This is a genomic window from Mesorhizobium sp. W067 (assembly GCF_054719525.1).
On record NZ_JBTTII010000001.1, the window covers coordinates 3797098 to 3820877 of the forward strand.

Consider the following 23780-nt stretch of genomic DNA (forward strand, 5'->3'; position numbering starts at 1 on the left):
GCGGCGCCGCAAGAGGGGTCGCGATATCATGGCCTCGGTTTCTAGCGGCCCGGAACGGAGCCATCTCCCGGAAATCTTTATAGGAATTTTATATCTTTCCTCCCGGCCCCGTCTCGAACCTTTATGGCGATCGGGTCCATATTCCACCACGAGCAAAACGCTCCGGACGCCGTAGCCTTCGAAGCTACGGCGGGTCGTTCTCATGGAATTTACGGCCTGCCAGCAACTGGCGCCAAATACAAGCAGAAGCAAGGACCAACACAAATGGAAATCGTCGTCATCGGGATCGAGGTTTTGTTCTTCGGTCTTTCCCTCGCCTACATCAAAGCTTGCGACGCTCTTTAAGCGGAAGGATCGCACCATGCTTGTCGATTACATCCTCGGTGGCGGCGTGACCTTGTTCCTGCTCGTCTACCTGACATACGCCCTCGTTCGCCCAGAACGCTTCTGAAGCAAGGCACGGAAAGCCATGACACTCAACGGATGGATACAGATCCTGGTTTATTGCGGGATCGTCGTTTTGCTGGTGAAGCCGCTCGGCGGCTACATGTACCGCGTCTTCAACGGCGACCGCACATTGCTGTCGCCAATACTCGGGCCCGTTGAGCGCGGCCTCTACCGCATCTCGGGCACCAGCGAACGCGAGGAGCAGCACTGGACCGCCTATGCGGCCGGCATCATCTTCTTCAGCCTTGCCAGCTTCCTGGTGCTGTACTTTGTGCAACGCCTGCAGGGCGTCCTGCCTTACAATCCGGCCGGGATGGCATCGGTTGAGCCCAATCTCGCCTTCAACACCGCCGTCAGCTTCGTCACCAACACCAACTGGCAGAATTACGGCGGCGAAAGCACGATGTCCTATCTCGTGCAAATGGCCGGCCTCACCGTGCAGAACTTCATGTCGGCCGCCGTCGGCATTGCCATCGCGGTGGCGCTGATCCGCGGCTTCGCCCGCGCCTCGGCAAAATCGATCGGCAATTTCTGGGTCGATATGACCCGCTGCACGCTCTACATCCTGCTGCCGCTCAGCATCGTGCTCACCCTCGTCTATGTCTGGCTCGGCATGCCGCAGACGCTCGGGCCTTATGTCGACGCCACCACGCTGGAGGGCGCCAAGCAGACGCTCGCCCTTGGGCCGGTCGCCTCGCAGGTCGCCATCAAGATGATTGGCACCAATGGCGGCGGCTTCTTCAACGCCAATGCGGCGCATCCTTTCGAAAACCCCGACGCCATCTCCAACATGATCCAGATGGTGACGATCTTCGCGCTGGGTGCTGCACTCACCAACGTCTTCGGCCGCATGGTCGGCAACCAGCGCCAGGGCTGGGCGATCCTGGCCACGATGGGTGTGCTGTTCATCGCCGGCGTCGTTATCTGCTACTGGGCGGAAGCCGCGGGCAATCCGCTGGTCCATGCGCTGGGCGTCGACGGCGCCAACATGGAAGGCAAGGAGAGCCGCTTCGGCATTGCCGCTTCGGCACTATTCGCCGTCATCACCACGGCTGCGAGCTGCGGTGCGGTGAACGCCATGCATGACTCGTTCACAGCACTTGGCGGCCTGATCCCGATGCTCAACATGCAGCTCGGCGAAGTCATCGTCGGCGGCGTCGGCGCCGGCTTCTACGGCATCGTCATGTTCATCGTCATCACCGTGTTCGTCGCCGGCCTGATGGTTGGCCGCACGCCCGAATATCTCGGCAAGAAGATCGAGGCCAAGGAGGTCAAGATGGCAATGCTCGCCATCCTAGCTCTGCCGCTGGTCATGCTGGTCTTCACGGCAATAGCGGTCGTGCTGCCAAGCGCCGTCGCCTCGATGGCCAATGGCGGTCCGCATGGCTTCTCCGAGGTTCTTTATGCCTACACTTCGGCGGCGGCCAACAACGGCTCGGCCTTTGGCGGCCTTTCCGGCAACACGCCCTGGTACAACATCACGCTCGGCATCTCCATGTGGGTGGGTCGCTTCTTCGTCATCATTCCAGCGCTTGCCATTGCCGGCTCGCTAGCGACGAAGAAGACGGTTCCGGCTTCCGCCGGCACCTTCCCGACCGACGGCCCGCTGTTCGTCGGCCTGCTCGTCGGCGTCATCCTGATCGTCGTCGGCCTGACCTTCTTCCCGGCACTGGCGATCGGACCGATCGTCGAGCACCTGGCTGCCATCAACGGCCAGACATTCTGAGGCTTGTCATGTCCTGGTTCTACCCAAAACGCATGAAGGCCCGGCCGCGAGCCGGCCCACGAGCCGGCAATGAGGGGGAGGAAACGCCCCCTCCCTTCCCCAGCGTATCTACCTTCCTCGGCCTCGCGGCAGTCATGATCGTGATCTGGCTGCTGGCCTATGGTCCGCCGCCCCTCTTTTCGGCATCCGATCGGTCGGTGCCGGCCAACAGTTCAGATTCTGGAGCCATCAAATGAGCCAGTCCAAATCCGCGGTCATCATGGATGCCCGCATCCTGTGGCCGGCCATCGGCGGCGCCTTCAGGAAACTCGACCCCCGCACGCTGGTCAGGAACCCGGTGATGTTCGTCGTCGGCATCGTCTCGCTTCTTACCACGGTCCTGTTCGTCAAGGATCTCGTCACCGGCGGCGGCGATTTCGGCTTTACGCTGCAGATCATCATCTGGCTGTGGTTCACCGTGCTGTTCGCCAACTTCGCCGAGGCCGTCGCCGAAGGCCGCGGCAAGGCGCAGGCCGATTCGCTGCGCAAGGCGCGCACCGAAACCCAGGCCAAGCTGCTTGCCGGCGAAGACCGCTCCAGGTTCAAGCTGGTGCCCGGCACCAGCCTGAAGGTTGGCGACATCGTGCTGGTCGAAGCCGGCGACATCATCCCGTCCGACGGTGAAGTGATCGAAGGCGTGGCCTCGGTCAACGAGGCGGCAATCACCGGCGAGTCCGCACCCGTCATTCGCGAATCCGGCGGCGACCGTTCGGCGGTCACCGGCGGCACGCAGGTTCTGTCCGACTGGATTCGCGTGCGCATATCAGCCGCCTCCGGCCACACCTTCCTCGACCGCATGATCTCGCTGGTCGAGGGTGCCTCGCGCCAGAAGACGCCCAACGAGATCGCGCTCAACATCCTGCTCGTCGGCATGACGCTGATCTTCGTGCTGGCCACCGCCACGATCCCGAGCTTTGCCTCCTATTCCGGCGGCTATATCCCGGTGACGGTGCTGGTCGCGCTGTTCGTCACCTTGATCCCGACCACCATCGGCGCCCTGCTGTCGGCCATCGGCATTGCCGGCATGGACCGCCTGGTGCGCTTCAACGTGCTGGCCATGTCCGGCCGTGCCGTCGAAGCGGCGGGCGACGTCGATACGCTTTTGCTCGACAAGACCGGCACCATCACGCTCGGCAACCGCCAGGCCACCGAATTTCGGCCGGTCAAGGGCGTCACCGAACAGGAACTGGCCGATGCCGCGCAGCTCGCCTCGCTCGCCGACGAGACGCCTGAGGGACGCTCGATCGTCGTGCTGGCCAAGGAGAAATACGCCATCCGCGCCCGTGACATGGCAACCTTGCATGCCAGCTTCGTGCCCTTCACCGCGCAGACCCGGATGAGCGGCGTCGACATCGATGGCTCGTCGGTGCGCAAGGGCGCCGTCGATTCGGTTCTCGCCTATGTCAGCCAGTCGACATCGGCCACTCACGGCACGCGCCCCGGCAGCGACACCGTCAAGGATCTCCAGGCGATCGCCGACGAGATCGCCAAGGCCGGCGGCACGCCGCTGGCCGTCGAGCGTGACGGCCGCCTGCTCGGCGTCGTCCACCTCAAGGACATCGTCAAGGGTGGTATCCGCGAGCGCTTTGCCGAACTGCGCAAAATGGGCATCCGCACCGTGATGATCACCGGCGACAATCCGATGACTGCGGCGGCGATCGCAGCCGAAGCCGGCGTCGACGATTTCCTCGCCCAGGCCACGCCCGAGGACAAGCTGAAGCTGATCCGCGACGAACAGGCCAAGGGCAAGCTGGTCGCCATGTGCGGTGACGGCACCAACGACGCGCCGGCCTTGGCGCAGGCCGATGTCGGCGTCGCCATGAACACCGGCACGGTTGCCGCCCGCGAGGCCGGCAACATGATCGACCTCGATAGTGACCCGACCAAGCTGATCGAGATCGTCGAGATCGGCAAGGCGCTGCTGATGACGCGCGGCTCGCTGACGACCTTCTCGATCGCCAATGACGTCGCCAAATACTTCGCCATCATCCCGGCCATGTTTGCCGTCTTCTACGTTGCGCCGGGACATACAATCGGCCCCCTGCAAGCGCTCAACATCATGCATCTGGCGACGCCGCAGAGCGCCATCCTGTCGGCCATCATCTTCAACGCGCTGATCATCATCGCTCTGATCCCGCTGTCGCTTAAAGGCGTCAAATACCGCGCCATCGGCGCCGGCGCGCTGCTCAGCCGCAACCTGCTGGTCTACGGCCTCGGCGGCATCATCGTTCCCTTCGTCGGCATCAAGGCGATCGACATGATCGTCACCGGCCTCGGCCTCACTTAAGGAAATACGTCCATGCTCACTCAGATAAGACCCGCTGTTATCATGATCGTCTTTTTCACCGTTTTGACCGGCCTGATCTATCCCCTGGGCATGACCGGCATCGCCCAGGCGCTGTTTCCGCACAAGGCCAATGGCAGCTTGATCGAGAAAAACGGCACGGTCATCGGCTCCGAACTGATCGGCCAGGGCTTTGCCGACGACAAGTATTTCCATGGCCGCCCCTCGGCTGCCGGCGACGGATACAACGCCGCAGCGTCCAGCGGCTCCAATCTCGGTCCAACCAACCCCAAGCTGATCGACCGCATCAAGGGCGATGTTGCAAAGCTGAAGGCGGAGAACCCGAACCAGCCGGTGCCGATGGATCTGGTGACGACGTCCGGCAGCGGCCTCGACCCCGCTATCAGCCCGGACGCCGCCTATTTCCAGGTCGCTCGGGTGGCCAAGGCCAGGGGCTTCGACGAAGCCAAGGTCAAGGCGCTTGTCGACAGCCATGTCGAAGGCCGCGAACTCGGCTTCCTCGGCGAGCCGGTCGTCAATGTGCTGGCGCTCAACCTGGCACTGGACGATACCAAGCAGTGAGAGACAATCTCTGAAGCCAGGGGCCGGGGATCGACACGATCCTCGGCGCCGTTCATGATCGAGCCTGATGCCGGACGCCAGAAGCAACGATACCAGACCCTCTCCGGACGCGCTGCTCGAGCATGCGGAACGGGAAGAGCGCGGCCGTCTGCGGATATTTCTCGGCGCTGCCCCCGGCGTCGGCAAGACCTATGAAATGCTGATGGCCGGCCGCGCCAGGCTGGCTGACGGCGTCGACGTAGTGGTCGGCGTCGTGGAGACCCACGGCCGCAAGGAAACACTGGCGCTGGTCGAAGGCTACGAGGTGATCCCGCGCCAGAAGGTCGACTACAAGGACCGCGTGCTGGACGAGATGGACATCGATGCCATTCTCGCCCGCCGGCCGGCGCTGGTGCTCGTCGACGAACTCGCCCACACCAATGCGCCAGGCAGCCGCCACCCCAAGCGCTATCTCGACGTCCAGGAAATCCTGACGCGCGGCATCGATGTCTACACCACGCTCAATATCCAGCATGTCGAGAGCCTGAATGACGTGGTGGCGCAGATCACCCGGGTCAGGGTGCGCGAAACGGTCCCGGACTCCATCATCGACCAGGCCGATGACATCGAGATCATCGACCTCACGCCCGACGACCTGATCAAGCGGCTGAAAGAGGGCAAGGTCTATTTCCCCAACACTGCCCAGCGCGCAGTCGAAAACTATTTCTCGCCGGGCAATCTGACCGCGCTTCGGGAATTGGCGCTGCGCCGCACCGCCCAGCGCGTCGACGAGCAGTTGCTCAACCACATGCAGTCGCACGCGATTCCCGGCCCTTGGGCGGCGGGCGAAAGGGTGCTCGTCTGCGTCGATGCGCGTCCGGGCGGAGCGTCTCGTGTCCGCTATGCGCGCCGGCTGGCCGACCGGCTGCGCGCACCGTGGACGGCGCTGCATGTCGACACGCCGCGTTCGGCCGCCATGTCGGAGGAAGACAAGGACCAGCTGGCCACGCTCTTGCGCCTGGCCGAGCAGCTCGGCGCCGAGGTGACGACCATTCCGGGCCAGAACGTCGCCCAGGACATCGTCCGCCACGCCACGGCCAACAACTTCACCCATATCGTCGTCGGCAGGCCGACCCGCTCGCGCTGGCGCGAACTGATCGAGGGTTCGCTCACCTACGATCTGATCCGCAATGCCGGCGATATCAGCGTCCATGTCATTTCAGGAACGGAGCGCGACAACGAGGCCACGTCGAGGGTCAAGGCGGCGGCCGAGCAGACGCCATTTCAAATCTGGCCTTATCTTTTCTCGACCGTCTATGTCGCCGGCGCGCTTGCCGTCAGCGCCATCCTCGATCAGTTCCTCGACGTTCGCAACCTTGCCAGCGTGCTGCTGCTGGCGGTGCTGACATCGGCAGTGACCTTTGGCCTGTGGCCGGCGCTGTACGCCTGTTTCCTCAGCGCCATTGCCTTCAACTTCTTCTTTCTCGAGCCGCGCTACACGATGACGATCCGCGATCCGGAGAGCATCGTTGCCTTCGCCGTCTTCCTCGTCGTTGCCGTCATCGCCAGCAATCTGACGGCGCGTGTGCAGCGTCAGGCAGCCGCCGCCCGTTCACGCGCCCGGGCCACCGAGGACATCTACCTCTTTTCAAAGAAGCTCGCCGGCGCCGGCACGCTCGACGACGTTTTGTGGGCCACAGCCTTCCAGATCGCCTCGATGCTGAAGCTGCGCGTGGTGCTGCTTTTGCCGGAAGAAGGCACGATCACCGTCAAGGCCGGTTATCCCCCCGATGACACGCTGGCCGAGGCCGACATCGCGGCTGCACGCTGGGCTTGGGAACACAACCGGGCTGCCGGCCGTGGCGCCGATACCCTGCCCGGGGCAAAACGGCTCTACCTGCCCTTGCGGACCGGCCGTACCGCCATCGGCGTCGTCGGCCTCGACAATGACAAGCAGGGGCCGCTCTTGACGCCCGAGCAACAGCGCCTGCTCGACGCGCTGGCCGACCAGGCGGCGGTTGCCATCGAGCGCATCCAGCTGGTCGCCGATGTCGACCGCGCCAGGCTGGTGGCCGAGGCCGACCGCTTGCGCTCGGCACTGCTGACGTCGATCTCGCATGATCTGAAGACGCCGCTGGCGGCAATCATGGGCGCGGCCGGCACGCTCAGGGAATTTGCGCCGGCACTGCCCGAGGACGATCGGGCCGAGCTGCTGACCACCGTGCTCGACGAGTCCGAACGGCTGAACCGCTTCATCGCCAATCTGCTCGACATGACCAAGATTGAATCGGGCGCCATGGAACCGAATTTCGCCCTGCACTATGTCGGCGATGTCGTTGGCTCGGCCTTGCAGCGGGCACGCAAGATCACTGCCGGGCACAAGACCGAGGTTGATATTCCGGCCGACCTGCCGATGCTGAAGCTTGATCCCGTGCTGTTCGAACAAATGCTGTTCAATCTGCTCGACAATGCCGCGAAATACGCGCCACAGGGATCGACAATCCGGCTGCAGGGCTGGGCCGACAATGGCTCCGTCGCGCTGCAGATCATGGATGAGGGACCGGGCATTCCGCCCGCCGACCTGGAGCGCGTCTTCGACAGCTTTTACCGGGTGCGCAAGCGCGATCAGGTCCAGGCCGGCACCGGGCTCGGCCTGTCGATCTGCCGGGGCTTCATCGAGGCGATGGGCGGCACGATCATGGCGGCGAACCGCAGCGATCGCCCGGGCGCAGTCTTCACAATCCGCATGCCGAGGTTGGTACAATCGTCCGATACGGACGTATCAGGTGTGGACGAGCAAGCATCTGGTGATCCGGCATGACAAATTCCAATGTCAGCATACTGGTCGTCGATGACGAGCCGCCGATCCGCAAACTGCTGCGCGTCGGCCTCGGCAGCCAGGGCTATGCGGTCAGCGAAGCGCCCAACGCCAAGGCTGCGATCGAACTCGTCGATGCACAAAAGCCGGATCTGATCCTGCTCGACCTCGGCCTGCCCGGCATGGGTGGCCTCGATCTCCTGCGGAAATGGCGCGACGACGGCCTCGACGTGCCCGTGGTCATCCTGTCCAGCCGCACCGACGAAGCCGGCATCGTCGCGGCGCTCGAACTCGGCGCTGACGACTACATCACCAAGCCGTTCGGCATGAACGAGCTTGTCGCCCGCATCCGCGTCGCGCTGCGCCACAAATTCCAGCAGCAGGGCGAAAAGCCGGTGTTTCAGACCGGCGATCTCTCGGTCGACCTGGTCAAGCGCATCGTCAAGGTCGAAGGCAAGGAGATAAAGCTCTCCCCCAAGGAATACGACATATTGCGTATTATGGTGCAGCATGCCGGCAAGGTGCTGACCCACCATTTCATTCTGAAGCAGGTGTGGGGCGATTCGACCGACGTGCAGTATCTCAGGGTCTATGTCCGCCAGCTCCGGCAGAAGATCGAAAAGTCGCCCGACCAGCCGCGCTACATCACCACCGAAACCGGGGTGGGGTACCGGCTGCGCGAGGTTGAGTGACCGGACGTTTTCCGCTCAGTCCGCCGAGAGTTCCGCGGTCCGTGCCAGTGCGCCGCCGAAGCCGTTGAGCGGGATAGTGAAACTCACCGCTTGACCGGTGTCGGCCGCGAAGGCGTCGATCTTCAGCGTGGTGGCTGCCTTGAGCAGCGGCGTGACGCTGGCATCGAACGCCACCGGCACCAGGCAGCCGACGGCCTGGCAGGTGTTGAACGGCAAGCTGCCTTCCAGCTTCTGGTCGTCGATGGTCAGGCTGACTCCTTTGGCGAGCGCCAGGCCGAACGGCAGCGCCAGCGTTCCGGCGGCATCCTCGCCGCTCTTGCTCGACAGCTCGATCGCCAGCAGGCGCTGGTTGGACTGCTTGTTGAACTGCTGATGCGACAGGCTGCAAACCTTGGCCGTGCCGGTTACCTGGCAATTGACCGTCCAGTCGCCATGTGTCTCGGACAGCGCCGAGGCGCCGCCAGGCAATGTCGGGCCGGCAGCAGGGGCGGGCGCTGCGGCGGCAGGCGCCGCCTTGTCGGTCTTGGTTTGCGCCGCGACTGCCACCGGGCCAAGAATACAGATGCTGCCCAGTAGCGCCGCGAAATATACTTGCCTGCTTTTCATCAATATGCTCCCGATTGTGCCTCGAGTCAGCAGCGATTGAGCCCGAGATCCGCGCCCGATAGAGCGGTCAATCGATCTTTTCTGTCAAGTGCGGCCAGGCCGCTTCCTCAGGGATTTCGCCAACCCGTGGCAGATCGGCCCATGGCAGACCCGCCCATGGCAGATCGAGACGAACGCCCTATATAGAGAGGAGGTTATATCTGTACGGGAACGAACTGATGTCGACGCTTCGCCTATCGACAGTTCTGATGTCGGCAATGCTGGCGGTGGCAACCCTCGCCGGAATCATGCAATCTGCTGCGGCTCAGTCCGTCAATCCCAGCGCCAACCGGCTGATCCAGCAGAACCAGCTGCAGCAATTGCGCAACAGCCTGCAGCGGCAGCAGTTCCAGCAACAGCAGCAGCAATATCGCGAGCAGGACCGTCGGATCGTGCCGCAGCCGCGCCCCGAAGTGCCCGTCGTCCGGCAAGCTTGTCCGATTCAGATCGTCAACAACCAGATTGTGCGTGTTTGCCGTTGATATCGGTCGCCTGCGATTTACTTAGTCGACTTATTTACTAAAGATGCTCATTGCCTCGCGGGCATATCAGGGTTTGCAGGCGGCGTGCGGCTGTGCGCCCGCCCACCGGATTTCAGCACATGGCGACGACCAAGAAAAAGGCGGTACGCAAGGCAAGGCGAGGCGAACGCATTCGCCAGGTCGCCGCCATTCCCTTTCGCCTGGACGTTTCAGGCAATTTCGAAGTGATGCTGGTGACGTCGCGAGCGACGAAGCGGTTCATCGTGCCCAAGGGCTGGCCCATGAAAGGCAAGAGCGGGCGCAAGGCCGCCACCATCGAGGCGCGCGAAGAAGCCGGCGTGCTCGGCAAGACCCGCAAGGCGCCGGCCGGCAGCTATTCCTATTGGAAACGGCTGGAGCACAATTTCGTGCGCGTCGACGTCGTCGTCTATCTGTTGGAGGTGTCCGAGGAACTGGCCAACTGGCAGGAGGCCAAGAGCCGCCAGCGGGCATGGCTCAAGCCGCAGGACGCGGCGTTGCTCATCGATGAGCCGGATCTCTCGACGCTGATGGCCAACCTGGCGCCGCCTCAGCCGGCAGTGCCGGACCCGGCCTGACCAACCTCACTTGCCCTCGTCCCCTTCAGCGGGACCCTCATCCCCCTCAGCGGGAAATGGCCGCAGCGGCGTGCCCGTATAGGCCCACAGCCATTCGCGCGGCAGCGGCCCTTTGTTGCGCTCGCTTTGCTGCGACTGTTCCCATGCATGCGCCAGGATGCCCACCGAGCGCGAGAGCACGAACAGGCCGCGCGTCAACGGCGGCGGAAAGCCGAGCTCGCCATAGATGACGGCGGTGGCGCCGTCGATGTTGAGCGGTATTTTCTTCCCCTTGCGCCGTGCCACCTCTGATTCGACGGCCTCGGCGATGTCGGCAAAGCGTCCGCTGACGACGCCGCGCGCGGCAAACTCGCGCGTCACTGCGATCAGGCGCGGCGCGCGCGGATCGACCGGGTGGAAGCGATGGCCAAATCCCGGCACATAGCCTTTCTCCTCGGCGAAGAAACGGTCGAGCCGTGCGGCTACGGCTTGGTCCAGCGCAACACCCTGGTCAAGTGCCACGGCAATGTCGCCATAGAAGGACAGCGCCTGTTCGCCGGCGCCGCCATGCACGTCACCCAGCACGTTGACGGCGGACGCCATGGCGCTGTTGATGCCGACGCCGCAGGTGATGGCCATGCGGGCAATGGCGATCGACGGCGCCTGCGGCCCGTGGTCGACGGCCGCCCCCAGCGCAATGCCGAGCAGCGCCGCCTGCTCCTTGCTCGGCAATTCGCCGCGCAGCATCAGCCAGATCGTTGCCGGAAAGCTGACGCGGCCGATCAGCTCCTGGATTTCATAGCCGCGCAGCCGGATGATGCCGGGGCTCATCTCGATGATGCCGGTCTGCCACCACTCCTCGCCGCGCTCGCGGCCGGTTTTTCTCTCGCTCACGCGCTTCTCCTGGCGCGCGGCGGCAGGGTGGAAAAAACCTCGTCCATATGCTCACCCAGCACGGGTGGCGGCAGGACCGGCAAGGGTGCCGCGCCATCGACCATGAAGCCGCCGCGCACCACGGTCAGCGGCTGCGCCATGCCGGGCAGACCCTGGAAACGCGTGGTCATGTCGCGCTCGACGACCTGGCGCTCGCCAAGCACTTGGGGGATCGTCAGCACCCGGCCCGCCGGCACGCCGGCGCGGTTGAATTTTTCCTCCCAGGCTGCGGCCGAGGCGCTCGCCAAGGCCGTCTCGATCAGCACCTTCAGCACAGCGCGGTTCTGCTTGCGCGTCTCGCGCTCGGCAAAGCGCGGATCGTCGGCCAGTTCCGGCTGGCCGATCAGCCGGCAAAGCGTGACGAACTGCTCCTGCTTGTTGGCGGCGATGTTGAGCAGGCCGTCGCCGGTGCGAAACGCGCCGGAGGGCGCAGCCGTCATGTTCTCATTGCCCATCGGCTGCGGCTCGACACCGGCGGTCAAATAGTTGGACACCGGCCAGCCCAGCGCCGACAGCGTGCATTCGAGCATCGAGACATCGAGAAACGCGCCCTCGCCCGAGGTCTTCTGCTTGACCAGCGCCGCGGCGATTGCGAAGGCCCCGACCAGCCCGCCCAGCGTGTCGGCGACGGGATAGCCGACCCGCAAGGGTGCTGTCTCCGGCGTGCCGGTGATGCTCATGATACCGGACAGCCCCTGGATGATCTGGTCGTAGGCCGGATTGTCGCGCATCGGCCCGCTCTGGCCGAAACCGGATATGGCGCAATAGACGAGACCGGGGCGGACCGCTTTCAGCACCTCATAGCCGAGACCCAGCCGCCCCATCACGCCCGGTCGAAAATTCTCGACCAGCGCGTCGGCCGAGGCGACGAGATCGAGGAAGCGTTCGCGGTCGGCTTCGCTTTTGAGATCCAGCACCACCGATCGCTTGCCGGCATTCTGCGCCAGGAACGACGCGCCCATGCCGGCTTTGTTGAGCGCCGGCGAGGCGCCGAGCTGGCGCGCCAGATCGCCGCCTTGCGGCGTCTCGACCTTGATGACATCGGCGCCGAGCAGCGCCAGCTGATAGGCACAATAAGGGCCCGCCAGCACATTGGTCAGGTCGAGGATGCGGATGCCGGCAAGCAGATCGGTCATGATGCTCCAGGTTGCTCAGGCATCGCCCGGCACATGCTCCGGTCCGCGCCGGCGCCGGTGCTCGATGAAGGCCCAGATATGCGGCCCGGCGAGCCCGATGAAGGCGAGGATCAGCAGCACCAGCGACAGCTTGTGGGTGTAGAACACCGACCAGTCGCCGTTCGAGATCGTCATCGCCCGGCGGAACTGCGTTTCGGCGAGCGGCCCCAGGATCATGCCGATGATGACCGGCGCTGTCGGGAAATCGAAGCGCCGCATCAGGAAGCCGGCGGCCCCCAGGAGATAGAGGATGACGAGGTCGATCGGCGACTGCGAGATGCCGTAGGTGCCGACGGTCGCGAACACCAGGATGCCGGCATAGAGCTGCGGCGCAGGGATTTTCAACAGCCGTACCCACAGCCCGATCAGCGGCAGGTTGAGGACGACCAGGATGACGTTGGCGATGAACAGGCTGGCGATCAGGCCCCAGACCAGATCGGCCTGCGTCGTCAACAGCAGCGGTCCCGGATTGATGCCGTAGCTCTGGAAGGCCGACAGCATGATTGCGGCAGTCGCCGAGGTCGGCAGGCCAAGGGTGAGCATCGGCACCAGCACGCCGGCGGCAGACGCATTGTTGGCGGCTTCCGGTCCGGCAACGCCCTCGATGGCGCCGACCGTGCCGAACTCCTCCTTGTGCTTCGACAGCTTCTTTTCGATGGCATAGGACAGGAAGGTCGGGATCTCGGCGCCGCCGGCAGGCATGGCGCCGATCGGGAAGCCGATAAAAGCGCCGCGCAGCCATGGCTTCCACGATCGTCCCCATTCGGCCGCCGTCATGTAGAGCGATCCCTTGAGCGGCACGATCTCGTCCTTGCCGGCATAGCGGCGCGAGGCCATGTAGAGCGTCTCGCCGACGGCAAACAGGCCGACCGCGGCAATGATGACATCGACGCCATCGAGCAGTTCGTTCATGCCGAAGGTGAAGCGCGGCTGTCCCGTCTGCAGGTCGACGCCGATCATGCCGATGACGAAGCCGAGGAACAGGCTGGTGAGGCCGCGCACCGATGACGAGCCGAGCACCGCCGACACCGTGATGAAGGCAAGCACCATCAGCGAGAAATATTCGGCCGGCCCGAAGGCGAGCGCGAACTTCACCACCACCGGCGCCAGGAAGGCGACGCCCATCGTGCCGATGGTGCCGGCGACGAAGGAGCCGATCGCCGAGGTCGCCAGTGCCGCGCCGCCGCGACCCGAGCGGGCCATCCTGTTGCCTTCCAGCGCGGTGACGATGGTGGCGCTTTCGCCCGGCGTGTTGAGCAGGATCGAGGTCGTCGAGCCGCCATACATGGCGCCGTAATAGATGCCGGCGAACAGGATGAAGGAAGCCTCCGGCGCCACCTGGTAGGTGATCGGCAACAGAAGCGCGATGGTCAGCGCCGGCCCGAGGCCGGGCAGCACGCCGATGGCGGTGCCGAGCGTGGTGCCGACCAGGCACCACAGTAGGTTCATCGGCGAGAAAGCGACGGAAAATCCGTGGGCGAGATGGCCGAGCGTCTCCATGGCGTCAGCCCCTCACAGTGGCGATGATCGCGTCGATCACCGTGTTCAGCTGGTTTTCGATGAAGCCGGCGCCAATGTTGACGCCGAGCGCCCTGGCAAAGCCGAAATAGGCGGCAAGCGCCAGGATCAGGCCGGTCAGCGCATCGCGCAGCGTGTGCTTGCTGCCGAAGCCATAACAGACGAGCACGAACATGATGACCGAGGCGGCGGTGAAGCCGAGCGGCTGGATCAGCACCAGATTGGCGACCAGGCCGGCAACGACGATGCCCATGGCCTTCCAGTCGGTCGGCGTTTCCTTTTCCTCCTGCGGCTGCCAGCCGCCGCGCAGCGCGGCGACGATGAGCAGCAGCGAAAGCACGATCATGCCGGTCATGGTGATGTAGGGAAAGACGGTCGGCCCGACCTTGGAATAGAGCGGCGAAACCGGGATCGCCAGGGTCTGCCACGCCACGGCCGCAGCACAGGCGAGAAGCCCGATGCCGATCAACAATTCGGGCATGGCAAGGCGCGGGGGCGCCGGCTGCTGGTCGCTGGTGCTCATCGATGTCCTCCCGAGATGGCCGGCATCCTCCCGCCGGCCGCATCCGCAGTTTCACTCCCAGCGCATGATATGTCCATGCCGCAGGCGAATGTCGGAAGGGGCGGCCGTGGCCGCCCCTGAAGACATCAGGCGAGGCCGAGATCCTTGAGGATCGCGGTGATGCGGGCGGTGTCGTCGACGAGGAATTTCGCATAGTCGTCGCCGGTGAGCAGGATGGGCGTCCAGTTGCGGTTCTTGCATTCGGCTGCCCAGGCATCGCTCTTGGCCATGGTCTCGATCATCGTGACCATCGCCGCCTCATCGGCGTCGGAGACGCCTGGCGGTGCGAAGACGCCGCGCCAGTTGAACAGTTCGACGTCAATGCCGGCTTCCTTCATCGTCGGTGCGTCGATGCCGTCCTGGCGCTTGTCGGCGGAGATCGCCAACAGCCGAAGCGCGCCCGCCTTGACCTGCTCGGAGAACTCGCCGAAGCCAGAAATGCCGGCCGCCACCTGGTTGCCGAGCAGCGCCGACAGCGCCTCGCCGCCGCCGGCGAAAGGCACATAGGAGAGGTTGGTTGCCGGAACGCCGACCGTCTTGGCGATCAGCCCGAACAGGATGTGGTCGGAGCCGCCGGCCGAGCCGCCGGCCACGGGAACCTTGGTCGGATCCGCTTTGAGCGCGGCGACGAAATCGCCGGCCGTCTTGAACGGCGAATCCGCCGGCACCACCAGCGCCTCGAACTCGCCGGTGAGGCGGGCGATGGGCGTCACTTCGGAAAGGTTGTTGGCCGATTTGTTGGCGATGATGGCGCCGACCATGACCATGCCGGCCACCATCAGCGAATTGCCCTTGCCCTTCCACTGGCTGATGAACTGCGGCAGGCCGACAGTGCCGCCGGCGCCGCCGACATTGGTGATCTGCGAGCCGGAGATCAGTTTTTCACTGCGCAGCACCTGGTCGATGGTGCGCCCCGTCTGGTCCCAGCCGCCGCCGGGCGCGGCCGGCACGAAGATCTGGATCTGCGGTGCATCCTGAGCGAAAGCGGGCGTCAAATGCGTTGCGACGAATCCGGCAGCGCCTGCGGCCGCGGTGCTCATCAAAAATCTGCGTCTGTTCAGCATGGGATTCCTCCAAATCACGACACCTCCTCCGGTGCCTGCCAGAAACGTAGCCTGAAAACAGACCCGCTCGGCAAAAATTCATGCCGATTTCGGTACGTTCTGTCAACAGGAACGCTGTTCTACTAGACAGAACCATGGATGTGCGGCACAATCACTTCGGCCGGCCTTTGTCCGAGCAGGTAAACTGGAATGAAACTGTTCGTGAGATGACCGAAGCGCGATCCCAGCCGTTGCCGGCCGATGGCGTTGCCGCGCTCGACCGCGCGATCGCCATTCTCGACGCGTTCGCGACCGCCGACCGCTCGCTCAGCCTGGCCGAGATCGCGGCGCGCACCGGGCTCTACAAAAGCACCATTTTGAGGCTGGCGAACTCATTGCTGCGCGGGCAGTTGCTGGAGCGGCTCGACGATGGCCGCTACCGCATCGGACCCGCCACCTTCCGGCTCGGCGCGCTCTACCAGCGCTCCGTGGTGGCGGTCGACATCCTGCTGCCGATCATGCGCGATCTCGCCGAGCGCAGCTGGGAAAGCGTGGCGTTCTATGTCCGCTCGGGCGACGCCCGCACCTGTCTCTACCGCGTCGAATCCAAGCATCCTATCCGCTACACGATCCGGGAAGGCGACCTGCTGCCGTTGCTCACCGGCTCGGGCGGCCGCGTGCTGGCAGCGTTTTCAGGCCAGCCGGGCGAACCATACGAGACCATCCGCAAGGCCTGCCACTATCTGTCGATCGGCGACCGCGACCCTGAGACGGCGGGCGTCTCGGTGCCGGTGTTCGGACCGGGCCGCGTTCTGCTCGGCGCCTTGACGCTCGCCGGCCCGTCGACACGCGTCGATACGGCGTTCCTGCGCCGCATGACACCGGACCTGCTGGAGGCCGCCGCTCGCGCCACCCGCGCCTTCGGCGAGGATGCCTCGATGCTGGAGCAGGCAGCGCGCCTAGCCGGCGCTGAAACCGTGATCGGCCTCAGTTCGCCTTGACCAGCACCACGCGGCGGTTCTTGGCGCGGCCGGCTTCGTCGTCATTGCTGGCGACGGGCGCCATCATGCCGGCGCCGGCGGCGGTCAGCCGGCCGCCATCGATGCCGTATTTCGAGACCAGCGCCGCCTTCACCGACTGCGCCCGCCGCGACGACAGATCGATATTGTAGTCGAACGCGCCCTGGTTGTCGGTATGACCGACGACGATCACCGCCATGCCGGGCTCGTTGGTCAGAAGCGTCGAGATCTCCTTCAGCGTCGGTTCCGATTCCGGCTTGATGTCGGCCTTGTCGGTGTCGAAGAAGATGCCGTAGAGCGAGATGGAGCCGGTGGCCGACAGCGAATCCGCCATCTTGGCCGCTTCGACCACCACCATCTTCTTGTCGCGCGCCTTGGGCTCCAGCACCTGAACGACGGCAATGGTGCGGCCGTTGAGTTCCTTGCAGTAGAGGTCGTCGATCAGCGAATAGGCCTGAACCGTGACATAGGCGTCGCCGCCGTCCTGCGGCAGCTTGGCGGCGAAGAAGCGCTGGTCGTTGATACCGGTGGTTACCGCACAGGCGCCATTGGAAAAGGCCGCGTCCTTGACGTCGCTTTCATGGAAGAAATACATCATCAGGCTCATGTCGCCGCCGCCACCGCTCGACGACCGGTCGGCGGCGCCGCCGCACTCTTCCTTCTTGCATTCGAACAGGACTTCGCCGCCGGCGGCCGCGATCACATCCTGGTAGTTGCGCAGCACTTCGAGCGGGGAGCGCTCGGCCGGCAGCACATAGGCGATGCGGGTCAGCGCGCCTTCGACCTCAGCCTTCTTGTCCGGCGCGAACACACGGTTGTTCATCGTGTCACGGGCCTCCGGATCGGCGCTCGGCTTCAGCGGCGACAGCGGCACTGTAAAATCGGTATAGGCGAATTTTTCGTAGGAGACGATGAACGACCCCTCGTAGCGCTTGGCCAGATGATTGTCGGCACCGCCCTCGATGTCGGCGGTCGGCACCGTCGCATCGGCGCCCGCCAGTTGCACGGCCGCCAGCAGCAGCAGCCCCGCCCAGAAAAGCTTCAGAAATATCGCATTGATCGCACGCATGGTCGGCTCCCCCAAAGAGCAATTCCAGGAAAAGTGTGAGCGGTTTTCCCACAGGAATTGCGTAGCTAGATTAGAATAGCCAACCCTGGCAGAACGTGGAAATTGCGTCGATGAAGCGCTTCACACCCGCCGTTCGAGCAGGATCGTCAGCCCGTCGTGATAGGTGGTTTCCAGGACCTTGGTGTAGCCGCACTTTGCCGCAACGTTCAACGAACCGGTGTTTTCCGGATCGATGATGCAGACGGTTCTCGCGCCGGCAAAGGTGTCGTCGCCCCAGGCCAGGGCCCTTCTGACGACTTCGCTGGCAAGACCCTTGCCATGCGCTTGCGGCGCCAGCGCCCAGCCGGCTTCCGGAATGCCCTCGAGCGACGGCTCGATGTCCCGCTTCAGATCGTGGAATCCGGCCTCGCCGATGAAGCGACCGCTGGCCTTGTCCTCGACCGCCCAGAAGCCGTAGCCGAGCAGCGACCACAGGCCGGCATGCCGCAGGAACCGCATCCAGCTTTCCTCCCGCGTCCGCGGCTTGCCGCCGATGAAACGGGTGGTGACGGGGTCGGCCCACATGACGGCATAGTCGTCGAAATCTTCGATCCGGTGCGCCCGCATGATGGTCCGTTCCGTTTCGAGAACCGGGACGCCGGCTGTTTTTGGACTGCCCATGAAACTCTGCCTCCGTTGACGGTCAGCGCTTAGCAAACCAGCGCGCCCGGACAAGGGCCAAGCCGGATCATCATTCAGCCAGGGAAGCTTCCGAACGGCCTGGCGCGACCAGGCGGTCGAAGCGAACAGCGTCGGCTTACTTTCAGCCGTGCCAGACCATCTTCATGTAGAGCCCACCGCGCCGCAATTCGTCCAGCATCTGGTCGAGCCGCTTCTGCCTGGTGTCGCTGCGTTTGGCGCGGGCGACCCAGCCGAGATAGTCGTTCTTCTGGTAGTCCGGCCGCGCCTCGTAGGCCGCTGTCAGTCCTTTTTCGGTCAGGGCGATGCGGATGTCGTCCGGCATCGGGTTCAGGGCGCGCTTCAGTCCGGTCATTTCAGAAAACCCCAGCTGTCAGGATGGCGACGCCGATGGTCCAACCCAGGTCCGCCTCTGGGAATTCTGCCGAACGATGCTACCTTTCGCAACCGGTCCGGCAAGGGCCGGTCTCGATACTGCCAATGGGAGGAGAACGCCATGGACACCACCGATCTCGTGCTTGCCATTTTCCATCATCTGCTGGTGTTGTCGCTGGCCGGCATCATCGGCGCCGAATTTGTCCTGATCCGCGGCGACCTCTCCGCCGCCACGCTCAAGCGGCTTGCCGGCATCGACCGCCATTATGGCATCATCGCCATGCTGATCATCATCATCGGCATCTGCCGCGTCATCTACGGCCTGAAGGGCTGGGAATTCTACGTCTACAACTGGGTGTTCTGGGCCAAGATGGCGGCATTCGGCATCGTTGGCCTGCTGTCGATCATCCCGACCATCCGCTTCATCTCCTGGAAGCGGCAAGCCAGTGCAAATCCCGGCTTTCAGGTGCCGGTGGCGGAACTCGCCTCGGTGAAGACCTATGTGCGCGCCGAAGCCTTCATCTTCCTGCTGATCCCGATCTTCGCGGCGGCGATGGCGCGCGGCTACGGTTATTGAAGCAACGCCAACACCAAACCCATCTCCGCCGGGCATACTCCGCACTGATCGCCATGGTTGCGCACGGCTGTATTTTGCAGTTTGCGTCAGGCGACAATCTGTTAGCTTGCCTTTGTTGCACCGTCGCTGCCTGACCTGCACAGCGATCGGAGATTGATATCCTGGGAGGAGAATTACGATGAGGAAAATTGTAGCCGCCCTGGCCGCCGCCGCGGCCGTCTCGCTTTATTCGTTCGCCGCCAGCGCACAGACCTATCCCGAGCGCACCATCACCGTCGTCGTGCCGTTTGCGGCCGGCGGTCCGACCGACACGGTTACGCGGCTCGTCGCCGAAGCCATGTCGAAGGATCTCGGCCAGCAGATCATCGTCGAAAATGTCGGCGGCGCCGGCGGCACGCTGGGCGCCGGCCGCGTCGCCAACGCCGACCCGGATGGCTACACGCTGCTCCTCCATCACATCGGCATGGCGACCAGCGCGACCCTCTACAGAAAACTCGCCTATGACACGCTGAACGCCTTCGAGTATGTCGGCCTCGTCACCGAGGTGCCGATGGCGATCGTCGCCCGCAAGGACCTGGAGCCGGCCGACCTGAAAGGGCTGGTCGAATACGCCAAGACCAACAAGGACACCATCACTGTAGCCAATGCCGGCATCGGCGCTGCCTCGCATCTGTGCGGCATGCTATTCATGAGCGCCATCGGCACGCCGCTGGTCACCGTACCCTACAAGGGCACCGGCCCGGCCATGACCGACCTTCTCGGCGGCCAGGTCGACATTATGTGCGACCAGACTACCAACACCACCAAGCAGATCCAGGGCGGCACGATCAAGGCCTATGCCGTCACCACGCCGGAACGCCTCGACGTGCTGAAGGACGTGCCGACGACCATCGAAGCCGGCCTGCCCGCGGTGCAGGTCAGCATCTGGCACGGCCTCTATGCGCCGAAGGGCACGCCGGCCGAGATCACCGGCCGACTGTCGAAATCGCTCCAGGTCGCGCTGAAGGACCCCAACGTCATCGCCCGCTTTGCCGAACTGGGCACCAAGCCGTCGTCCGAGTCCGACGCGACGCCGGCAGCGCTGAAGGCCAAGCTGGAAGGCGAGATCACGCGTTGGAAGCCGATCATCGAAGCCGCCGGCCAATACGCCGACTGAGGCTTGAACGGGGCGCTGCCGGCGCCCCGTTTTCGCTTCGACGTCCGTTTCACATTTGCAACGGCAGCCGTCGCAAGGGTCAGGGAGGACCGCCATGAAACCTTTCGCCATCGACAGGACAAACGGCCTGTGCGCCGCGCTGTTCATCTTTTTCGGCGCCTTTTTCGCGATACAATCGCTCGGCCTCGAAATCGGCACCGCCTTCCGCATGGGACCGGGCTATTTCCCGCTGGTGCTGGCGATCGTGCTGATCGTGCTTGGCGCCATCATCCTCGTCCAGGCGGTGCGCGTCGAGGGCGAGCCGATCGGCCCCATTGCGTGGCGCGGCATGCTGTTCATCCTGCCGGCGCCGATCTTTTTCGGCATGACCGTGCGCGGCCTCGGCTTCGTCCCGTCGATCTTCCTGACGGCGCTGATCGCCTCTTTTGCCAGCGCCCGCATGAAGCCGCTGACGGCACTTCTGCTGTCGGCCGGCCTGACGCTGTTTTCGGTGCTGGTCTTCAGCTACGCGCTCGGGCTGCCATTCCAGCGCTTCGGCCCCTGGTTGCCCCAATGGCTGGCATTGTGAGGCGCTGAGATGGACCTCCTCAGGAACCTCGAACTCGGCTTTTCGACGGCCACCACGCCGGCCAATCTGGGTTTTTGCCTCATCGGCGTTCTGCTCGGCACGCTGATCGGCGTCCTGCCCGGCATCGGCGCCACCGCAACCATCGCCATGCTGCTGCCGATCACCTTCCAGATCGGCGACCCGGTCTCGTCCCTCATCATGCTGGCCGGCATCTACTACGGCGCCCAGTATGGCGGTTCGACCACCGCCATTCTCATCAACATGCCCGGCGAATCCTCCTCGGCCGTGACCGCCATCGACGGCTACCAGATGGCCAGGAACGGTCGCGCCGGGGCGGCTCTGGCGATCGCCGCGATCGGCTCGTTCTTCGCCGGCACGGTGTCGACCTTTCTCGTCGCCGTCTTTGCCCCGCCGCTGACGGCAATAGCCCTGCAATTCGGCGCGGCCGAATATTTTTCGCTGATGATCGTCGGCCTCGTCTCGTCCATCGCGCTCGCCCACGGCTCGATCGTCAAGGCGCTGGCGATGGTCGTGCTCGGCCTGCTGCTCGGCATTGTCGGCACCGACATCTACACCGGCACGCCGCGCTTCACGCTCGGCATCCGCGAATATGCCGACGGGCTGAACTTCGTCGCGGTGGCGGTCGGCGTCTTCGGCGTTGCCGAGATCCTGCGCAATCTCGAAAACGAGCACGAGCGCTCGGTGATGATCAAAAAGGTCTCCGGCCTGATGCCGACCCGCGACGACTTCAAGGCGATGGCCGCGCCCATCGTGCGCGGCACGATCATCGGTTCGGCGCTCGGCATCCTGCCCGGCGGCGGCGCGGTGCTTGCGGCCTTTGCCTCCTACACGGTCGAAAAGCGCGTGTCGAAACACCCGGAGGAGTTCGGCAAGGGCGCCATTGCCGGCGTCGCCGGACCGGAATCGGCCAACAATGCCGGCGCCCAGACCTCCTTCATTCCGATGCTGACGCTGGGCATTCCGGCCAATCCGGTCATGGCGCTGATGATCGGCGCCATGATCATCCAGGGCATCGTGCCCGGCCCCAATGTCGCGATCGAGCAGCCGGCGCTGTTCTGGGGCATCATCGCCTCGATGTGGATCGGCAATCTGATGCTGATCGTGCTGAACCTGCCGCTGATCGGGCTGTGGGTGAAGCTGCTGACGATCCCCTATTATGTGCTCTTCCCGATCATCATGGCGTTCTGCTCGATCGGCGTTTACAGCGTCAACACCAACGCCTTCGATCTCTACGCGGTGGCATTCTTCGGCCTGCTCGGCTACATCCTGACCAAGCTGCGCTGCGAACCCGCCCCCCTGCTGCTCGGCTTCGTGCTCGGCCCGCTGCTCGAGGAAAACCTGCGCCGCGCCATGATCCTGTCGCGCGGCGACCCTTCGACCTTCGTGACGCGGCCGATCAGCGCCGGCCTGCTGCTCGTCGCACTGGCCGTGCTCGTCGTCGTCTTCCTGCCGTCGGTCAAGAAGAAGCGCGAAGAGGTGTTCGTGGAGGAAAGCTAGTTGTCGGGACGCCGGGCGCCGCGATTTCCACCAGCGGCGCCGGCACGTCTGTCGTCTTCACCTCGGCCTTGCAGAGATCGGCGATGACGCAGGCCGGGCAATCGGGCTTGCGCGCCTTGCAGACATAGCGGCCATGCAGGATCAGCCAGTGATGCGCATGGCGCATATACTCGTCCGGGATGATCCGCAGCAGCCCTTGCTCGACCTGTTCGGGCGTCTTGCCTGGCGCCAGGCCGAGGCGGTTGCCGATGCGGAAAATATGGGTGTCGACCGCCATCGTGTGCTGGCCGAACGCCATGTTGAGCACGACATTGGCGGTCTTGCGCCCGACCCCCGGCAGCTTGACCAACTCATCGCGCTCGCTGGGCACCTCGCCGCCGTAATCGCGTATCAGCGCCTCCGAGAGCGCCACGACATTCTTGGCCTTGTTGCGCCAGAGTCCGATGGTGCGGATGTACTCGCCGACCCTGGCTCCGCCCAGCGCCAGCATCTTTTCAGGTGTGTCGGCGACCTTGAACAACGCCCGCGTCGCCTTGTTGACGCCGGCATCGGTCGCCTGCGCCGACAGCACCACGGCCACCAGCAGCGTGAAGGCGTTGACGTGCTCGAGCTCGCCCTTCGGCTCGGGCCGCTGCACCGAAAACCGCCGGAAGATCTCATGCACCTCGGCGGCGCTGTAGAGCGAACGGAGCCGCGCCGGCCGCGGTCGCGGCTTGGCATTCGAGCCGTCGCGCCGCCCGGGCGGCAGTTCACTTTTGGATAGGGAAAGATTTTTGGACTTGGGGCTGGCCATTTCCCTCCTATAATATCCTGGGATGAGCGACACAAACGCCTCGTTTCAGGCCGACGAGCCATTCTTCCAGGCGCTGCTGACACCGCACCGCTCGCTGGGCCGCACCGGCTTTGCCGTGCTGATGGGCGCGCTGCTGTTCGGCTGGGTGGTGACCGGGGCGTTTTTCCTGTCGCGCGGCGCTTGGCCGGTGTTCGGCTTCTTCGGCCTCGACGTCATCGCCGTCTACATCGCCTTCCGCGCCAACTATCGTGCCGCCCGTGCCCGCGAGGAAGTGTCGGTGTCGCGCACCAGCCTCGACATCCGCAAGACGGCGCCCTCGGGCCGGTCGGAAGCGCATAGCTTCAACCCGTTCTGGGCGCGCTTTTCCGTCGCTCGCCATGCCGAGATCGGCATCACCAGGATGACGGTGGAAGCACAAGGACAGAATGTGCCGATCGGGTCATTCCTGGACCCTGACTCCCGCGAGAGTTTTGCCACTGCATTTTCACGTGCTCTGACAAAAGCCAGGACGCGTTAGAGCCGGCGCG

General features: G+C 64.3%; 25 protein-coding genes. 15 read left to right on the plus strand and 10 right to left on the minus strand.

The features are described from left to right. Positions 1–123: 123 nt before the first annotated feature. The 7 genes from ACYG97_RS18465 (at position 124) to ACYG97_RS18495 (ending at position 8567) form a co-directional block, all read left to right on the plus strand. On the plus strand, positions 124–345 hold the full coding sequence (locus ACYG97_RS18465; protein ID WP_023733574.1) for a hypothetical protein: 222 nt from the start codon (positions 124–126) through the stop codon (positions 343–345). A 16-nt stretch (positions 346–361) separates the two neighbouring features. Next, on the plus strand, positions 362–451 hold the full coding sequence (locus ACYG97_RS18470; RefSeq protein ID WP_023669708.1) for a K(+)-transporting ATPase subunit F: 90 nt from the start codon (positions 362–364) through the stop codon (positions 449–451). Positions 452–469: 18 nt separating this feature from the next. Then, a complete protein-coding gene (gene kdpA, locus ACYG97_RS18475) occupies positions 470–2173 on the plus strand; it encodes a potassium-transporting ATPase subunit KdpA (protein ID WP_023733575.1) in 1704 nt (567 codons plus the stop codon). Between the two features lie 232 nt (positions 2174–2405). Beyond that, complete coding sequence (gene kdpB / locus ACYG97_RS18480) at positions 2406–4499, plus strand: potassium-transporting ATPase subunit KdpB (protein WP_023733577.1); 2094 nt, start codon at positions 2406–2408, stop codon at positions 4497–4499. Positions 4500–4511: 12 nt separating this feature from the next. Continuing rightward, positions 4512–5078: a potassium-transporting ATPase subunit KdpC gene (kdpC, locus tag ACYG97_RS18485; protein WP_023710827.1), complete on the plus strand. Its 567-nt coding sequence runs from the start codon at positions 4512–4514 to the stop codon at positions 5076–5078. A 67-nt stretch (positions 5079–5145) separates the two neighbouring features. Further along, positions 5146–7878 carry a DUF4118 domain-containing protein gene (locus ACYG97_RS18490; protein WP_460221603.1) on the plus strand — a complete coding sequence of 911 codons (2733 nt, stop codon included), beginning with the start codon at positions 5146–5148 and terminating at the stop codon, positions 7876–7878. Continuing rightward, positions 7875–8567: a response regulator transcription factor gene (locus ACYG97_RS18495; protein ID WP_023733578.1), complete on the plus strand. Its 693-nt coding sequence runs from the start codon at positions 7875–7877 to the stop codon at positions 8565–8567. Before ACYG97_RS18490 ends, ACYG97_RS18495 begins: the two co-directional genes overlap by 4 nt. Positions 8568–8582: 15 nt before the next feature. Here the strand turns inward: ACYG97_RS18495 and ACYG97_RS18500 are convergent, their stop codons facing one another. Continuing rightward, positions 8583–9173 (minus strand): invasion associated locus B family protein, encoded by a 591-nt coding sequence (locus ACYG97_RS18500; RefSeq protein WP_023669715.1) that lies wholly within the window; start codon positions 9171–9173, stop codon positions 8583–8585. 218 nt (positions 9174–9391) lie between these two features. Between ACYG97_RS18500 and ACYG97_RS18505 the strand changes: the two genes are divergently transcribed. Then, entirely contained in the window at positions 9392–9694 is a 303-nt protein-coding gene (locus tag ACYG97_RS18505; RefSeq protein WP_023704190.1) for a hypothetical protein, read from the plus strand. A gap of 119 nt (positions 9695–9813) precedes the next feature. Next, entirely contained in the window at positions 9814–10290 is a 477-nt protein-coding gene (locus tag ACYG97_RS18510; RefSeq protein ID WP_023669717.1) for an NUDIX hydrolase, read from the plus strand. Positions 10291–10296: 6 nt separating this feature from the next. Here ACYG97_RS18510 and ACYG97_RS18515 read toward each other — a convergent pair whose 3' ends face one another. From ACYG97_RS18515 to ACYG97_RS18535, 5 genes are all read right to left on the minus strand, one after another. Continuing rightward, complete coding sequence (locus ACYG97_RS18515) at positions 10297–11163, minus strand: citryl-CoA lyase (protein ID WP_031199646.1); 867 nt, start codon at positions 11161–11163, stop codon at positions 10297–10299. Then, complete coding sequence (locus ACYG97_RS18520) at positions 11160–12338, minus strand: CaiB/BaiF CoA transferase family protein (RefSeq protein WP_031262138.1); 1179 nt, start codon at positions 12336–12338, stop codon at positions 11160–11162. The genes ACYG97_RS18515 and ACYG97_RS18520 overlap by 4 nt, the downstream gene beginning before the upstream one ends. A 15-nt stretch (positions 12339–12353) precedes the next feature. Further along, positions 12354–13877, minus strand: a complete 1524-nt coding sequence (locus ACYG97_RS18525) for a tripartite tricarboxylate transporter permease (RefSeq protein WP_023733580.1) — start codon at positions 13875–13877, stop codon at positions 12354–12356. A 4-nt stretch (positions 13878–13881) separates the two neighbouring features. Continuing rightward, positions 13882–14418: a tripartite tricarboxylate transporter TctB family protein gene (locus ACYG97_RS18530; protein WP_023700086.1), complete on the minus strand. Its 537-nt coding sequence runs from the start codon at positions 14416–14418 to the stop codon at positions 13882–13884. 125 nt (positions 14419–14543) lie between these two features. Further along, positions 14544–15521: a Bug family tripartite tricarboxylate transporter substrate binding protein gene (locus ACYG97_RS18535; RefSeq protein WP_023683086.1), complete on the minus strand. Its 978-nt coding sequence runs from the start codon at positions 15519–15521 to the stop codon at positions 14544–14546. Between the two features lie 206 nt (positions 15522–15727). On the opposite strand from ACYG97_RS18535, the gene ACYG97_RS18540 reads away from it, so the two are divergent. Then, positions 15728–16501, plus strand: a complete 774-nt coding sequence (locus tag ACYG97_RS18540; protein WP_023683085.1) for an IclR family transcriptional regulator — start codon at positions 15728–15730, stop codon at positions 16499–16501. On the opposite strand, the gene ACYG97_RS18545 is transcribed toward ACYG97_RS18540, so the two are convergent. From ACYG97_RS18545 to ACYG97_RS18555, 3 genes are all read right to left on the minus strand, one after another. Further along, positions 16488–17588: an OmpA family protein gene (locus ACYG97_RS18545; protein WP_023733581.1), complete on the minus strand. Its 1101-nt coding sequence runs from the start codon at positions 17586–17588 to the stop codon at positions 16488–16490. The genes ACYG97_RS18540 and ACYG97_RS18545 overlap by 14 nt on opposite strands. Positions 17589–17708: 120 nt before the next feature. Continuing rightward, the gene (locus ACYG97_RS18550; protein WP_023683084.1) at positions 17709–18248 is read right to left on the minus strand and encodes a GNAT family N-acetyltransferase; all 540 of its coding nucleotides are present in this window, start codon (positions 18246–18248) and stop codon (positions 17709–17711) included. 142 nt (positions 18249–18390) lie between these two features. Further along, complete coding sequence (locus ACYG97_RS18555) at positions 18391–18621, minus strand: YdeI/OmpD-associated family protein (RefSeq protein WP_023683083.1); 231 nt, start codon at positions 18619–18621, stop codon at positions 18391–18393. Between the two features lie 141 nt (positions 18622–18762). Between ACYG97_RS18555 and ACYG97_RS18560 the strand changes: the two genes are divergently transcribed. The 4 genes from ACYG97_RS18560 to ACYG97_RS18575 all read left to right on the plus strand — a co-directional run bounded on the left by ACYG97_RS18560 (position 18763) and on the right by ACYG97_RS18575 (position 22460). Continuing rightward, positions 18763–19218: a DUF2214 family protein gene (locus ACYG97_RS18560; RefSeq protein WP_023704193.1), complete on the plus strand. Its 456-nt coding sequence runs from the start codon at positions 18763–18765 to the stop codon at positions 19216–19218. A 178-nt stretch (positions 19219–19396) separates the two neighbouring features. After that, complete coding sequence (locus ACYG97_RS18565; RefSeq protein WP_023704194.1) at positions 19397–20374, plus strand: tripartite tricarboxylate transporter substrate-binding protein; 978 nt, start codon at positions 19397–19399, stop codon at positions 20372–20374. A 94-nt stretch (positions 20375–20468) separates the two neighbouring features. Then, positions 20469–20942, plus strand: a complete 474-nt coding sequence (locus tag ACYG97_RS18570) for a tripartite tricarboxylate transporter TctB family protein (RefSeq protein WP_023686558.1) — start codon at positions 20469–20471, stop codon at positions 20940–20942. Positions 20943–20951: 9 nt separating this feature from the next. Beyond that, the gene (locus ACYG97_RS18575) at positions 20952–22460 is read left to right on the plus strand and encodes a tripartite tricarboxylate transporter permease (protein ID WP_023683079.1); all 1509 of its coding nucleotides are present in this window, start codon (positions 20952–20954) and stop codon (positions 22458–22460) included. Here ACYG97_RS18575 and nth read toward each other — a convergent pair. Continuing rightward, positions 22420–23253 (minus strand): endonuclease III, encoded by an 834-nt coding sequence (gene nth / locus ACYG97_RS18580; protein WP_023683078.1) that lies wholly within the window; start codon positions 23251–23253, stop codon positions 22420–22422. The genes ACYG97_RS18575 and nth overlap by 41 nt on opposite strands. 22 nt (positions 23254–23275) lie before the next feature. On the opposite strand from nth, the gene ACYG97_RS18585 reads away from it, so the two are divergent. Further along, on the plus strand, positions 23276–23770 hold the full coding sequence (locus ACYG97_RS18585; protein WP_023733582.1) for a DUF2244 domain-containing protein: 495 nt from the start codon (positions 23276–23278) through the stop codon (positions 23768–23770). Positions 23771–23780 lie beyond the last annotated feature (10 nt).